The sequence below is a fragment of the Pokkaliibacter sp. MBI-7 genome, assembly GCF_029846635.1.
Taxonomy (GTDB): domain Bacteria; phylum Pseudomonadota; class Gammaproteobacteria; order Pseudomonadales; family Balneatricaceae; genus Pokkaliibacter.
Genome location: NZ_JARVTG010000001.1, coordinates 3,965,252 through 3,979,577, shown reverse-complemented (window position 1 = coordinate 3,979,577; position 14,326 = coordinate 3,965,252). Strand labels below are relative to the sequence as shown.

The following is a 14,326-nucleotide window of genomic DNA, read 5'->3' as shown; positions in this document are numbered from 1 at the left end:
TCAGGGGGCGGTAAGGCAGGTGCTATCAATTCCCTGAGATAAGTGATCACCCGCACTGATATAACTGCCAGTGCTGAGACAATGCTGCCCGTCAGCCAGCACCACGCGCAGGGTGTATCCGCTATCGCCATACAGCGGCAGTACCAGCCGCAGAGGATTGCTGGGGGCAGTCATGGTCACCGTGCTGGACATCCCGCTGCTGACAAATTCCACGCGACTGACAGGAGATGCAGTCAGATTGTGGATAACAAGCTCAATGGTAGGCGCCTCATCCATCCAGCACACTAACTGGGCCACCAAAAACGCAGCGGCACCAGCAACGGCACCTCCCGTCATCCACACCAAAGAAATTAACTTCATATCGCACTCCTTTTCCCTGTACTTATTTCTGCCAGTCTCCATAGCTGGCCATCTCTCTATACACCAGTGCTCAGTGCTGCCGCCAGACCGATCACCCAGGCTTTCTGCTCCTCGGTATCAGGCACCTCCACACCCCGTTTGGCCGACACCAGCGCAAAGGCATCCCCGGTCGAATAGCCAGCGGCTATCAGCAGGCTGGCGGCCACGATACCAGTACGGCCAATCCCAGCACGGCAGTGCACGACGACTTGTGCTCCGGCGCTGATCTGCCCCAGCAGATCATGAATAAACCCCACAAACTGAGCCTTATCCGCGGGCAAACCGCGGTCTGCAACAGGATAAGACTGGAAACGCATACCATGCTTCTGTGCCAGTGATGCTTCCTGCTCCAGCCCCACCTCATAGGCTTCATGCCACTCCAGCAGCGATACCATCAGGCTGATCCCGGAACGGGCAATACTGGCAAACTCCTCGTCAACCCATTCACCGGCAACAGGTTTGGCCATCACATACAGCCGCCCCTGACCGAGAGCAGCAACGAAATAGGGAATTGAGTTCATAGGACAAGTCCAACAAAGGATTTAAATACCACGGGTTTGATCATCACAGTGGCGGTGGGACGCACAGCTGGCTAACCTTGTCTCACACCCTTTTTTATCGGCCCTCTGTTGAGCCTATAAAAATCAAAGGGTTAGGACACACCACAAAAAAAGGGTTGTGCGCCTGACTTCAGGCTTTGCTCTTTAACAATCAGAAGGTTAGCTTAGACAGGCTCTAGTTCACTGCCGAATAGGCAGCTCAGAAAATTCAAGAGCAGCTCACCTGGCTGGTACAGCAGTTCACTGCCGAATAGGCAGCTCAGAAAGCCAATGAGCGGCTGGATATGAAGCAAGACGGGTTCACTGCCGAATAGGCAGCTCAGAAAAGTTGAGATAAGTACCCCTGTCTGGCCGGGACGTTCACTGCCGAATAGGCAGCTCAGAAACTACATCGAGGCATTTGAAGCTACCGACGACCGTTCACTGCCGAATAGGCAGCTCAGAAAGGGTTGTCCGTGGCACAGATGGTAGACAAAACGTTCACTGCCGAATAGGCAGCTCAGAAAAATAGTGCCCTATGGTTTGTCAGAAGTTTACAGTTCACTGCCGAATAGGCAGCTCAGAAATTGACAGACCAGCGTTCATGGAGACTGCAGCATGTTCACTGCCGAATAGGCAGCTCAGAAAGAACAGATCGGCGCGTCTAATCTGGCTGATTCGTTCACTGCCGAATAGGCAGCTCAGAAATGATCGAAGATGGCTTTTGCCTGCATGCTGTCGTTCACTGCCGAATAGGCAGCTCAGAAAATCTGAGTCCTCGTCTTCTGTTGATGTCACGTGTTCACTGCCGAATAGGCAGCTCAGAAAACAATAATACGAACCGTTTGCAGAATACGAAAGTTCACTGCCGAATAGGCAGCTCAGAAAGTCTGAGCAAACCATGGCCGACTGGAAAAAACGTTCACTGCCGAATAGGCAGCTCAGAAATGATCTTCGCTCACGCCTGACGCGGAAATAATGTTCACTGCCGAATAGGCAGCTCAGAAATGATCATCAGAAAAGCAGTAAGCCAATGGATCGTTCACTGCCGAATAGGCAGCTCAGAAAGTGCAATGGGCAGCCTGTTCTGCCCTTTGCGCGTTCACTGCCGAATAGGCAGCTCAGAAAACCAAAAACTTCTTCACTGCCCTGCAGAGTCATGTTCACTGCCGAATAGGCAGCTCAGAAATGCAGTTGGGCGCGCGTGAACTTGTCCAGATCGTTCACTGCCGAATAGGCAGCTCAGAAATATCAAGCATGGTAAACCGTCTAGATAGCAATGTTCACTGCCGAATAGGCAGCTCAGAAACGATAAAAAGACGACTTTGACATGGCATCTTTAGTTCACTGCCGAATAGGCAGCTCAGAAATTCTCCAGCAGTCTGACCAGTAGAGCTATATTGTTCACTGCCGAATAGGCAGCTCAGAAATTGCCCGACCTGACAAAACCATAAACGGTGTCGTTCACTGCCGAATAGGCAGCTCAGAAATGCTGGAGCAACTGATACTATCACCGATGGTCGTTCACTGCCGAATAGGCAGCTCAGAAATGACTCGGCGCAGTCTGTTGTTCGTATTCCTGGTTCACTGCCGAATAGGCAGCTCAGAAACTCTGGTAATGATGTGTTAGCGCCTGCATAGTGTTCACTGCCGAATAGGCAGCTCAGAAAATACGCAGCTTCAATCGCTGCCATCGTCCACTGTTCACTGCCGAATAGGCAGCTCAGAAATCGTCGTAAATATAAAAAGTCGTTGGGGTATGGTTCACTGCCGAATAGGCAGCTCAGAAAGCAAAGCAGGCATATGACTGGGGGAAGGGGGAGTTCACTGCCGAATAGGCAGCTCAGAAAGTCTGTTTTTGGCATATCGCAAACGATGTAATGTTCACTGCCGAATAGGCAGCTCAGAAAGCCTCAGATTAATGATTCCGTTTGACCCTGCATGTTCACTGCCGAATAGGCAGCTCAGAAAAGAGGGTAACAGTCACATAGTTGTCAACATTGGTTCACTGCCGAATAGGCAGCTCAGAAAAAAGTCAACGTGCTGAGTGGGATAGTCTTCACGTTCACTGCCGAATAGGCAGCTCAGAAAACAGAAGCAACCGGAGCCGCCCCACAGGTAGGGTTCACTGCCGAATAGGCAGCTCAGAAACAGCGGATAGAGATCACGACTATAGAAATCAAGTTCACTGCCGAATAGGCAGCTCAGAAAATAGCCCTCAGAAGTGGGTTACTGTGCAGCTTGTTCACTGCCGAATAGGCAGCTCAGAAAATGTTGGAGAGTAACTTTTTTGTCACCCTTGGGTTCACTGCCGAATAGGCAGCTCAGAAATTATCAATGTGCATCAGCTCTTTACCGTCTAGGTTCACTGCCGAATAGGCAGCTCAGAAAGTTGACACGCCAGATATTATTGGCCTTATCAAGTTCACTGCCGAATAGGCAGCTCAGAAATGGTCGGCCACCTGGCGGAAAACGCCCTGCGCGTTCACTGCCGAATAGGCAGCTCAGAAAGCCCAAGAACATCACTGGCTTCTTTTTCCTTGGTTCACTGCCGAATAGGCAGCTCAGAAACAACCCAGCTGGTATCGTCCTGTCCAAATCAAGTTCACTGCCGAATAGGCAGCTCAGAAAATTCCGGGGATCTGGTGCTGTAGTTAATCCAGGTTCACTGCCGAATAGGCAGCTTCAACTCCCATGGATAACCATTTTGTAATATCTATGGGTAGCTTGATTCAGTTAAACGAACAGGGTAACTGGCATGACTTGCCAGACAGAACCTGGCCCTTTTGATCAATCTGGAAATGTATTCGGAAAGCTGTGTCAGCGGCAAAGGGGCGCGCACCAATCCAGTCTACCGGACGAATCGCAGCCCCCTCATCGCTTGATGCTGACCTGAATACGATCAAACCTATCTCACTACCAGCAGACTCACCGGGATATATACGCGCGGCCTGTACTTCGCCCGGAGCGATATTCACTAGCGAGGCTTTATCCTCACCTGCCATAAACTCCACCACTGACAGAGGCTCAACCCCTTTGGGGGCGATAAACTCCACTTCAACATAACTCGCCGGGCCGGGCGGCCCAAGATACCACCACACTGCGGCTAAGGCGGCAATCACTATCCCTATAACGTATTTCATCACTCTTCCCTGACAACGACTTGAGTGGACTATTCAAAATGCTGTTTACCAGAACGCCTGCGGTCGGCCCGGCAGGAAACCTGCGATACAGGCTAGTCCCCAACTGAATGGCAATACGGTCATTGCCATCATCAAAATCGCGTAAGGTGCCTGTCAGTGGCGCTTTTCTTTAAGGCAGTCTGCGCCGGAGAGTATCACTGCCTATTTGTTCCAGCCCTGCCCCATCTAACAGGCTGTTGAAAAACGTTATCGAGGCAGCCGAGACAAGGAAAAAACAGGCGAAAAAGCGGAGTTTAGTGGACTAAATGAGCATTTTGAGCCTGTTTTTGACGCGGTATTCGGCAACGCAGATAGATTTTCAACAGCCTGCTAAAAGGGCAGAAGCGCTAAAACCGGCTGCTGTGCCAATAAAGCCATCATGTATGTTTGACCAAACATCGTAGAAATATCTGCGTTCTTTCCACCCGTGAAACGCCTGACTGACGGGATCACGCGGGTGGAAGCAGCGACTGATCACCGGCTTGTGATCCCAGCAGCTATCCTGCGCTACCATTTTGGTCCAGATCATCATGGTGGCTTCCCACGCGGTGACGCCCTTGGCTTTGTCTTTACTCCACGCCAGCAGCCGCAGCCATAGCACTCACTTCAGGCCCAATACCTCACTGGCTGCGCCGCCATCGCACGGATTGCCCGCTAACGCTGAACCACTTCAACACCCTACTCTTGAGCCAGCTACTGATCTGCGTCGTGACTCACTCATTTCGGTATTTACAAACGTTGCCCTTATGCGCCCACTGGGCTATAGATTTCAGCTCATCCAGCAGACGGCAGCTCGTATCATGGAAGACTTCAGCCCCTCCGACCTCAAGACCATCCTGCACTCCAAACGCGCCAACCTGTATTACCTGCAACACTGCCGGGTGCTTGTGAACGGTGGCCGGGTGGAGTACGTCACCGATGAGGGGAAACGTCAGCTGTACTGGAATATCCCCATTGCTAATACCACCACCGTGCTGCTCGGCACGGGCACCTCCGTCACTCAGGCGGCCATGCGTGAACTGGCCAAAGCAGGTGTGATGGTTGGCTTCTGCGGGGGCGGTGGTACGCCGCTGTTCAGCGCCAATGAGATGGATATCGAAGTGGCGTGGTTCTCCCCGCAGAGCGAATACCGCCCGACTGAATACCTGCAACACTGGGTGCGGTTCTGGTTCTCTGATGAATTACGCCTGCAAGCGGCTAAGGCTTTTCAGCTCGCCCGCCTTGAGCGTATCCGCCAGCAATGGCTGCATGACAAAGCCCTCAAGGACGCCGGCTTTTCTCCTGATCAACAACAGCTTGAGGCCGCGCTGGAGAAATCCGCCCACGCCATTGCGGCGGCACCAGACCATACCTTTTTGCTCACTGAAGAAGCCCGCCTGAGCAAGCGCCTGTTCAGGCTGGCCGCCACGACTACACAATACGGTGATTTTGTGCGCGCCAAACGCGGTGGAGGCACCGACCCGGCCAACCGTTTTCTCGATCACGGTAATTATCTGGCCTATGGTCTGGGTGCCACCGCCTGCTGGGTACTGGGCCTGCCGCACGGGCTGGCCGTGTTACATGGCAAAACCCGCCGTGGCGGGCTGGTGTTTGATGTCGCCGATCTGGTCAAAGACGCCATCATCCTGCCGCTGGCGTTTATCTGCGCCATGAACGGTGACGAGGAGCAAACCTTCCGCCAGCAGTGCATTGAAGGGCTGACCCGCAGTGAAGCCCTCGACTTTATGATTGACACCCTTAAGGCCACCGCTGAACAGCTCGGCCAGCAGGCACAGGCGGAGCCGCAGGGATGAACATTCTGCTGATCTCCCAGTGCGACAAACGCGCCCTCACCCAAACCCGCCGCATTCTTGATCAGTTTGCTGAACGCCGTGGTGATCGCACCTGGCAAACCGCCATCACTCAGGCGGGGCTTGCGACCTTGCGCAAACTGCTGCGTCAATCTGCCCGCCGCAATACCGCCGTGGCGTGCCACTGGATACGCGGGCGTGATCACAGCGAATTGCTTTGGGTGGTGGGCAACTCAAGCCGGTTTAATGAGCAAGGTGCAGTGCCCACCAATACCACGGAGCGAGATATTCTCGATAGTCAGCGCGAAAACTCCTGGCACACTCTGGAGGATATCAGCCTGTTGAGCAGTATAGCGGCGCTATTCCATGACTTTGGCAAAGCTAACCTCTTATTCCAGAACAAGCTACGCGGGAAGGGAAAACTACAGGAGCCTCTTCGTCATGAATGGGTGTCTTTGTGTATGTTTTGTGCCTTCGTCGGTAATAATGATGATCACGAATGGCTAACAAAATTAGGCCAGGTGTCTGAAATCGCTGAACAGCTTAATCAAGAGGTGTTAGACAAAATCCAGCAAGGGGCTGGACAATTTATTGGCTCATCGCCTTTTCAGAAGTTGCCACCTCTGGCGCAAACCATTGGATGGTTAATTCTGACTCATCATAGGATGCCAAAAACGCTGGAAGACAAACCTCAGTCACTCAAGCATATAGACCACTATCTCCATCGCTTACTAGCGGCTTATTGGAACTCACCGCAATACAGTCAAAAAGAGTGGTCAGAAAAAGAACTCCTCCATGTGTGGCAATGCCCTAAAGGTACGCCCTTCCTCAGCCGAACGTGGCAGCTCAAAGCATCGCTAATCGCCAAGCGTGCGTTAGGCAGAGCAAACCTACAGACCACGACATGGCTGCAAGACCGTTTTAGTCTTCATCTCTCACGGTTGGCCTTAATGCTGGCTGATCATACTTACTCTTCTCAGGCTGCCGCTAAGCAATATTGGGATAAATCCTATTCGGTCTATGCCAATACCCGTGACGAAGCGCTGAACCAACGGCTTGATGAGCATTTGGTTGGGGTTTACCGCAGCGCTCATCAATTTGTGCGACTCTTGCCTGCATTGCGTCAATCATTGGCTGCCATTACACGTCATCCACTTCTAAAAAAACGTACGCCGCGCCGAGATTTTGTATGGCAAAACACAGCCTATGACCTTGCTTGTGGCGTACGCACGCAAGCAACTGAGAATGGATTTTTTGGCATCAATATGGCGTCAACCGGCAAAGGGAAAACGCTCGCCAATGCTCGCATTATGTATGGTTTATCCGATGAAAAGCTGGGGTGCCGCTTCACCGTTGCCTTGGGCCTTCGGACGTTGACCTTACAGACAGGCAGTGCCTTCCGGGAACAATTACAACTGGAGCATGATGACTTAGCAGTATTGGTAGGGTCGCAAGCCGTCAGCCAGCTATACCGTTTAAGACAAGAACAAAACGCTGAAGAGGAGGAAGCGAAAGCTGATCGTGTTAAAGGGTCAGAATCCGCTAACAACCTACTCGACCCGAGCCATTATGTGAGCTTTCAAGGAAGTACTGACAGTCCGCTGAACAAGTGGTTAGCACGCGATTCGCGGCTAAACCGGCTGGTCAATGCTCCGGTACTCGTCAGCACGATTGATCATCTTGTTCCCGCCACTGAAAGCGAGCGAGGCGGTAAGCAAATCGCCCCCATGCTTCGGCTGCTCACGTCAGATCTTATATTGGATGAGCCTGACGATTTCGACATGGCTGATCTGCCAGCGCTTTGTCGTCTGGTGAACTGGGCTGGAATGCTCGGCAGTAAAGTGCTGCTCTCTTCAGCCACTCTACCGCCCAGTTTAGTAGAAGCGCTATTCCGTGCTTATTATCATGGACGCATTATCTATGAACAAAGCTGCGGCCAACCTGGTAAATCAACTAACATTTGCTGCGCCTGGTTTGATGAGCACGGTGCCTCTCATGGCGCGCATGCCGATATAGAATTTTTTACCCAACAGCATCAGCAATTCGTCTCGCAGCGAGTACAAAGCCTGTCACAGATTCGACCCAAACGTATTGCTGACTATATCGTTATTGATCCTCCTGGCACCTCTGTTCATGACGTACTCGATGCGCTGACTGAACAGATTTATACGCATATTCACGCCTTGCACGATGCTCACGCAGAATGCACGCCCGCTGAACAAAGTTCTGCTTCAGGCAGTGTCAGTCTCGGAATCGTAAGGGTCGCTAATATTCGACCTTTAGTCTCACTGGCTCAGCGCCTGCTGGCAAAACCAGCCAAGCCTGGTTATCAGATCCATTACTGTATTTATCACAGCCAGTTGACGTTAATTCAGCGCAGTCACATTGAATCGGTGCTGGATCAGGTCTTTGACCGGCGCAACTATTTATCCCTGTGGGAATGCCCTAGCATTCAAGAAGCTATTGCCAAACACCCAACGGATAAGCATGTCTTTGTTGTGCTCGCCAGTCCTGTTTGCGAGGTTGGCAGAGATTGGTCAGCTCATTGGGCCATCAGTGAGCCATCCTCCGTCCGAGCATTAATACAGCTGGCAGGACGAGTGCTCCGTCATCAGGATCAGGAGCAATACCCTTCCGCTCCCAACATATTGCTGTTTAACAAAAACATTAATGCCCTGCTTGGCCGTTCTCCGGCGTACTCTCGCCCCGGCTTCGAATCTAATGACGTGCGATTACAGCATCAGGATCTTCGGGAAGTGTTGCCACTTGAGCAAATTACCCCCTTAACGGCAAACCCACGCATTCAGGAGCGTGTAGCGCTGCATCCGCAGACATCACTGACCGATCTTGAGCATGCACAACTACGCTCTCGTCTGCTGGCGGATACTCAAACACTGACACAAGAGCTGATACACCCTGTGGCCGCCCGTTGGTGGGCACAACACGCCGACTGGACCTACGAGCTGCAACGGCGCACCCCTTTCAGAAAGAGCGCGCCTCAGACCGACTATTATCATTGGCTAGAGGATGAAGATAGCGAACCACGCTTTTATCGCTGGCATTTAGGGGTGACAGGAGAAGCACAATACATGTTTGAGATCACTCCTGTTCCGATCTGTGCAACAGGTAATCATCTGTGGGCGCATGCCGACTATGCAATGCTCCTACGGGAACTGGCAGATCATCTGGAGAAGTCAGTCGATGAAGTAAGTCGCACCTTTGGCACGATCACACTGCGAGATATGGCAACGCCGTGGTCTTACAACTCAGTACTAGGAGGCTACAGGCCTCTGGAGTAGAGACCTGTAGCTAAAGAGCTGCCTATTCGGCAGAAAATTCTTGCAGTGCTAACACTCAAAACCCTGTGGCTTGTTGCCTTTCTGAACACCGGAGTTGTCGAGATGCCTGCAACCGAAGAAAGCCACACCACCCCGATAAATATTTCCGTCAATATTTCCATTTAACAATGCAGGAGGCAGGAGTTGGAAAACCTATCAACACAAGCGCTTAGCCAGCAAATTGCTGACTATATTCATAGCCGCGCTAACGACCGGCTGGAAAAGTACGATAAAGAAACCGCTAGTCTGCTCAAGGCTAGCGCTCCTGAATCCCAAGCACTCTTTCAGCAAGAGCGTCTCTCACAGCGCAAGGAAGTGGAAGAGAAGTTTATTCCCCACCTTTGGTTAACCGATGCGGCACAACGCGCAGGTCAATTGCAGCTAGTTACCCATGCACTGAAATACATTCATTCCGATGCCAAGGGCACGAGCATTTATGCAACCATGTCTTTGCAAGCAAATGCCGGTTATATCAGTAGCAACGTTCTGTCTGATTATTCCATTGACGTCGTGGGTAATGCAGCCGCATTGGATGTCGGAAAGCTTCTGCAACTACCGAGCTACAATGCGCCAACCACCGCTGACAACCCTTTGCTGATCGACTTTATCCGCCAGGATGACTGCTCTCCGCTTCTGCCTTTTGCCCAGACTGACGCCCAGGCGCAGGAGTGGTTAGCCCTGTTTAAACAAGCCATTACCGCGACAGCACCTAGCTCCCACAAACTGGCCAAACAGGTCTATTGGCCTGTCGAAGACGGCTACCACTTACTTTCACCACTCTTTGCCACATCGTTAGCTCAGGCAATGTTTACCCGAATACAGGATGCACGCTTTAGTGACCATAGTAAGACGTTGCGCGATATGCGGCGAAAGTCACTGTATGCTGAAGGCGAAATTGTCGACTACCCCGACTTGGCTATTCAAAATTTTGGGGGGACAAAACCGCAGAATATTAGCCAGCTCAACTCCAGCCGTGGTGGCAAAGCCTATCTGTTAAATTCCGCACCTCCTCATTGGCAACCCCAGGAAAAACTGCCTTACCACCTCGATTCAGTGTTCGAGGGGCCTTTTAGTCGCTTGGTGTACCAGCGTATTGAGTCACTCCGTTATTTTCTGGAGCACAACGTTAAGAAACCATCGAACCGATACTTACGTTTGGAGCGTGCGCGTCGTGTTGAGGAAATTGTCGATGAGCTGGTCAGCTTCAGCGCTCGCTATAACACCGGTCAATTTGCACCTGACTGGAGCCGTCATCCTGACTGCAAGCTCCCACTGCATCAGCAACTGTGGTTAAACCCACAACGCTATAGCCTGGACGAAACCTTCGCTTACCAACACGACCGCAAGGAATGGCAAAAAAAAGTAGCCGCTGACTTTTCTCGTTTCCTCAATAAAAGATTGGAAGCAGGAAACAAACTACATCTAAAACAGCCTGACTATGCCCAATGGCTGGTACTGACGGCGCAAGAGTTAAGACTGATAAATCAAGAAATTGAGGAGGCGCTATAAATGGACTCGCTACTTATACTGCGCCGGATAAAGGTTGAAAATGCCAATGCCATTGCCGGGTTAACATGGGGATTTCCCGCGCTTAGTCATTTTTTAGGCTTTACTCATGCGCTTCAGCGCCGCTGGCAACGTGACGATGCTTTAGCGCCAGCACTCAGCCAGTGCGCAATAATTTGCCACCAACATCAGGTGCATAGCCACCAAGCCAGCTCAGTGGCTGATCATGTATTTGCTCTTACACGTAACCCACTGACCAAAGAAGAAAAAACAGCGCCGTTCAACGAAGAGGGACGGATGCACATGGAAGTAACATTAGTCATCGGTATGCAGGATCTACCGCCCATAAGTGACGATGAGCTGTCGACTCTTCGCACACAGCTTAGCCATTGGGCCAGCTGCCAGCGTCTGGCGGGTGGGAATATTCTTTCGATAGGACAGGTCGATCTCATTAGCGACGTCGATCATCTTCGTCAGCCAAGTGCACTAAAGAAACTACTTCGCAGCTTTTTGCCCGGATACTTACTCGTCAACCGCGCCGATATCTTAGCTGACCATCAAACCCAGACGGGCAAAACACCGCTAGATGCCTGGATGGACTTCAGTTCATTGGCCTCACGCGCTGTACAGGATAGCGATACCCCTACAAAAGCTACATGGCCAAAAAGTCGCCCGCCTTATGGTGGTTGGCTCAGACCAATCAACGTGGGTTATCAGGCCATCTCTGGCCTTTATGCTCCCGGAACAGTGAATAAAAGTCGCGACACCACCACACCGGTCTGTTTCGTTGAATCTGTTTATTCACTGGGTGAATGGCTAAGCCCACATCGAATTACCTCACTAGAGTCCATCTTCTGGCGTTATCAGTTTGATGCGCAACAAGGACTGTATTACTGCGCTAACGATTATCAGGCTCCATCCTCATCTGAACCCACCATCACTGCACTGGCACAATTAGGAGAATAACCATGGCTGCAATCAAGACTGCAAACGTGCTCGCCTTCGAGCGCAAACTGTCCCCGTCGGATGCATTGATGTTTTCAGGAAACTGGTCGGAACAATCAAGCGGCCTTCCTTGGCAACCGATTAACGTGACTGAAAAAGCCGTACGAGGCGTAATGTCCAACAGGCAGAAAAAGGCCATTATGGACGATCCGGCCAAACTCGATCAGGAGACGCAAAAAGCCAACCTGCAACGTGTCGACATTGCAGCCCTTCCTTTTGAGCATGACACGCTAAAAGTAGAGTTTACCCTGCGCGTTCTGGGCAATTTATCCACTCCTTCTGCCTGCGACAGCCAAGTCTATCAACAAGCCTTACAGCAGACTGTCCAAGGCTATATTGATGAGCATCAGTTCTCTGAACTGGCTCTACGTTATGCCAGCAATATCGCCAATGGCCGATTCCTTTGGCGTAACCGCTTAGGCGCAGAATCGGTGGTGGTGAGAGTTACAGCGCAGGAGCAAGATGCCCATCAATCATGGAGCTTTGACGCTTTTGCTTTTGACTTGCGTCGCTTTGACCAAGCCACAGAAGACGTCGCCGCACTGGCAAAAGTCATCCAGCAAGGGCTATTGGGAGTGCAGTACGTTCTACTTAAGGTAGAAGCTTTTGCCAAATTAGGCTCAGGACAAGAAGTATTCCCCTCTCAAGAATTGGTACTTGATAGCACTGGCAACAGCAAGGGTAAGAAAAGCAAGTTACTTTACAACATTGGTGAGCAGCAGATTGCGGCTATGCACTCTCAAAAAATTGGTAATGCATTGCGCACTATTGATGACTGGTATGAATCCGCGGCAGAAAACGGCCCTATATCCGTCGAACCTTTCGGCTCGGTAACTAACCGCGGCCGCGCTTATCGCCAAAATAAAATGGACTTTTACAGCCTCTTTGATAAGTGGGTCACGAAAGGTGAAGCGCCCGATACTAACCAGCAACATTACGCCATGGCAATTTTGATCAGAGGCGGTGTATTTGGTGAAAAGTCGGAGTAAACCATGACCCACTACCTTGATATCCGCTTGCGGCCTGACCCGGACTTTACCGCCTCGCAACTGATGAGCGCCCTTTACAGCAAACTTCATCGGGCACTGGCGGCAGGTGAGCACCAGCATATCGGCGTAAGCTTCCCGCGCCTTGAGCAGCAACGCGAAGCGCTCGGCAGTTTACTGCGCTTGCATGGCAAAGCAGCCGACCTTGACCAGCTGATGGGGCAACCCTGGTTAACCGGCATGCTGGACCATGTTGAGCGCAGCGACATTAACCCTGTACCCGCCGGAGTAAGCTACCGGGCATTGCGTCGTGTACAGGCCAAAAGTAACCCTGAGCGCCTGCGGCGTCGTTATATGCGCCGCCACGGCGTCACAGAAACCGAGGCAGCCCGGCATCTGCCGGATAGCGCCGCGAAAACGCTTGAGTTGCCCTTTATCCAGATGCGAAGCAACAGCAGTGGCCAGCACTTTCGGCTATTTCTCGCGCTGGGTGAACCGCAGCCCCAACCGACAGAGGGTAGCTTTAACAGCTACGGGTTAAGCCAGAGCGCCACCCTGCCCTGGTTCTGACCCTTTTTATAGGGCCATTATTTAGCCCTATAAAAATCAATGGTTTACGGCGCCTCCTCAAAAAAGGGGTGAGCGCCGTATTTCGGTGATTGCTCTTTAATAATCAGACAGTTAGGATTCAGACGCTCTAGTTCACTGCCGAATAGGCAGCTCAGAAAGCCCGGGCGCCACCCCTCGCCCGGGCGCATCAGTTCACTGCCGAATAGGCAGCTCAGAAACGCAGCAGTACTCCCGGTGACAGTGCCACTCAGTTCACTGCCGAATAGGCAGCTCAGAAATTAGCAATCTGGATTTTTTCGCCTGTGCTGGAGTTCACTGCCGAATAGGCAGCTCAGAAAATGGTTGACCGGGTTCATGGTCGCGCCGAGGGGTTCACTGCCGAATAGGCAGCTCAGAAAAATAATAGTTCTGCTGTAACCGATAGCGGTAAGTTCACTGCCGAATAGGCAGCTCAGAAAGTTTCTGTCATGATGTCAAAACCGCATTTCTGGTTCACTGCCGAATAGGCAGCTCAGAAATGAGGAAATTCTTTATGTTTATGGCTGGGCTTGTTCACTGCCGAATAGGCAGCTCAGAAATGACTGGGAAATTGCTACTCCCTTTGGTAATTGTTCACTGCCGAATAGGCAGCTCAGAAAATTGAAAGACAGCGAGCTAATACACGAGATATGTTCACTGCCGAATAGGCAGCTCAGAAAGTCAGGGTGCGCTTACTGGTGTCACTTACCACGTTCACTGCCGAATAGGCAGCTCAGAAAGTCCTGAAAGCACTGTGCAGTGTCATAAGCGCGTTCACTGCCGAATAGGCAGCTCAGAAAGTTATCACTGGTCAGGCGGGTGTTGACGTTGCGTTCACTGCCGAATAGGCAGCTCAGAAAAGCGGGCTTGCAGCCAACTAGAAACTCGCGATGTTCACTGCCGAATAGGCAGCTCAGAAATGCGCATGGCTCATGCCCTTGTGATCGAATGCGTTCACTGCCGAATAGGCAGCTCAGAAAAGTCTGGCACGTC

At 51.6% G+C, this 14,326-nt stretch carries 10 protein-coding genes and 2 CRISPR repeat arrays (1 of these 12 only partly in view); of the genes, 6 read left to right on the top strand and 4 right to left on the bottom strand.

All coding sequences use genetic code 11. The annotated features are described in order from the left end of the window. The 4 genes from QCD60_RS17515 to QCD60_RS17500 all read right to left on the bottom strand — a co-directional run bounded on the left by QCD60_RS17515 (position 1) and on the right by QCD60_RS17500 (position 4,652). On the bottom strand, positions 1–360 hold the full coding sequence (locus QCD60_RS17515; RefSeq protein WP_279787517.1) for a hypothetical protein: 360 nt from the start codon (positions 358–360) through the stop codon (positions 1–3). A 56-nt stretch (positions 361–416) separates the two neighbouring features. Next, positions 417–920, bottom strand: a complete 504-nt coding sequence (locus QCD60_RS17510) for a protein-tyrosine phosphatase family protein (protein ID WP_279787515.1) — start codon at positions 918–920, stop codon at positions 417–419. Between the two features lie 217 nt (positions 921–1,137). Then, positions 1,138–3,629: a CRISPR direct-repeat array (repeat unit 28 nt; unit sequence GTTCACTGCCGAATAGGCAGCTCAGAAA). Positions 3,630–3,670: 41 nt separating this feature from the next. Next, positions 3,671–4,081 (bottom strand): hypothetical protein, encoded by a 411-nt coding sequence (locus tag QCD60_RS17505; protein ID WP_279787513.1) that lies wholly within the window; start codon positions 4,079–4,081, stop codon positions 3,671–3,673. A 358-nt stretch (positions 4,082–4,439) separates the two neighbouring features. Beyond that, entirely contained in the window at positions 4,440–4,652 is a 213-nt protein-coding gene (locus QCD60_RS17500; RefSeq protein ID WP_279787511.1) for a polymorphic toxin type 44 domain-containing protein, read from the bottom strand. A gap of 268 nt (positions 4,653–4,920) precedes the next feature. On the opposite strand from QCD60_RS17500, the gene cas1f reads away from it, so the two are divergent. From cas1f to cas6f, 6 genes are all read left to right on the top strand, one after another. Further along, a complete protein-coding gene (gene cas1f / locus QCD60_RS17495) occupies positions 4,921–5,913 on the top strand; it encodes a type I-F CRISPR-associated endonuclease Cas1f (protein WP_279787509.1) in 993 nt (330 codons plus the stop codon). After that, positions 5,910–9,209 carry a type I-F CRISPR-associated helicase Cas3f gene (cas3f, locus tag QCD60_RS17490; protein ID WP_279787506.1) on the top strand — a complete coding sequence of 1,100 codons (3,300 nt, stop codon included), beginning with the start codon at positions 5,910–5,912 and terminating at the stop codon, positions 9,207–9,209. Before cas1f ends, cas3f begins: the two co-directional genes overlap by 4 nt. A 183-nt stretch (positions 9,210–9,392) precedes the next feature. Next, entirely contained in the window at positions 9,393–10,757 is a 1,365-nt protein-coding gene (gene csy1 / locus QCD60_RS17485) for a type I-F CRISPR-associated protein Csy1 (RefSeq protein WP_279787504.1), read from the top strand. Further along, complete coding sequence (gene csy2, locus QCD60_RS17480) at positions 10,758–11,720, top strand: type I-F CRISPR-associated protein Csy2 (RefSeq protein ID WP_279787502.1); 963 nt, start codon at positions 10,758–10,760, stop codon at positions 11,718–11,720. It begins immediately after the preceding gene. Positions 11,721–11,722: 2 nt separating this feature from the next. Then, entirely contained in the window at positions 11,723–12,748 is a 1,026-nt protein-coding gene (csy3, locus tag QCD60_RS17475) for a type I-F CRISPR-associated protein Csy3 (RefSeq protein WP_279787500.1), read from the top strand. A 3-nt stretch (positions 12,749–12,751) separates the two neighbouring features. Beyond that, positions 12,752–13,315, top strand: a complete 564-nt coding sequence (gene cas6f / locus QCD60_RS17470; RefSeq protein ID WP_279787498.1) for a type I-F CRISPR-associated endoribonuclease Cas6/Csy4 — start codon at positions 12,752–12,754, stop codon at positions 13,313–13,315. A gap of 130 nt (positions 13,316–13,445) precedes the next feature. Continuing rightward, positions 13,446–14,326: direct repeats of the CRISPR family, unit length 28 nt; unit sequence GTTCACTGCCGAATAGGCAGCTCAGAAA (it continues 588 nt past the right edge of the window).

Excerpts from the sequence above, each read along its gene's own strand:
- QCD60_RS17515 (WP_279787517.1), bottom strand. The coding sequence starts at position 360 with ATGAAGTTAATTTCTTTGGTGTGGATGACGGGAGGTGCCGTTGCTGGT.
- QCD60_RS17510 (WP_279787515.1), bottom strand. The coding sequence starts at position 920 with ATGAACTCAATTCCCTATTTCGTTGCTGCTCTCGGTCAGGGGCGGCTG.
- QCD60_RS17505 (WP_279787513.1), bottom strand. The coding sequence starts at position 4,081 with ATGAAATACGTTATAGGGATAGTGATTGCCGCCTTAGCCGCAGTGTGG.
- QCD60_RS17500 (WP_279787511.1), bottom strand. The coding sequence starts at position 4,652 with ATGATGATCTGGACCAAAATGGTAGCGCAGGATAGCTGCTGGGATCAC.
- cas1f (WP_279787509.1), top strand. The coding sequence starts at position 4,921 with ATGGAAGACTTCAGCCCCTCCGACCTCAAGACCATCCTGCACTCCAAA.
- cas3f (WP_279787506.1), top strand. The coding sequence starts at position 5,910 with ATGAACATTCTGCTGATCTCCCAGTGCGACAAACGCGCCCTCACCCAA.
- csy2 (WP_279787502.1), top strand. The coding sequence starts at position 10,758 with ATGGACTCGCTACTTATACTGCGCCGGATAAAGGTTGAAAATGCCAAT.
- csy3 (WP_279787500.1), top strand. The coding sequence starts at position 11,723 with ATGGCTGCAATCAAGACTGCAAACGTGCTCGCCTTCGAGCGCAAACTG.
- cas6f (WP_279787498.1), top strand. The coding sequence starts at position 12,752 with ATGACCCACTACCTTGATATCCGCTTGCGGCCTGACCCGGACTTTACC.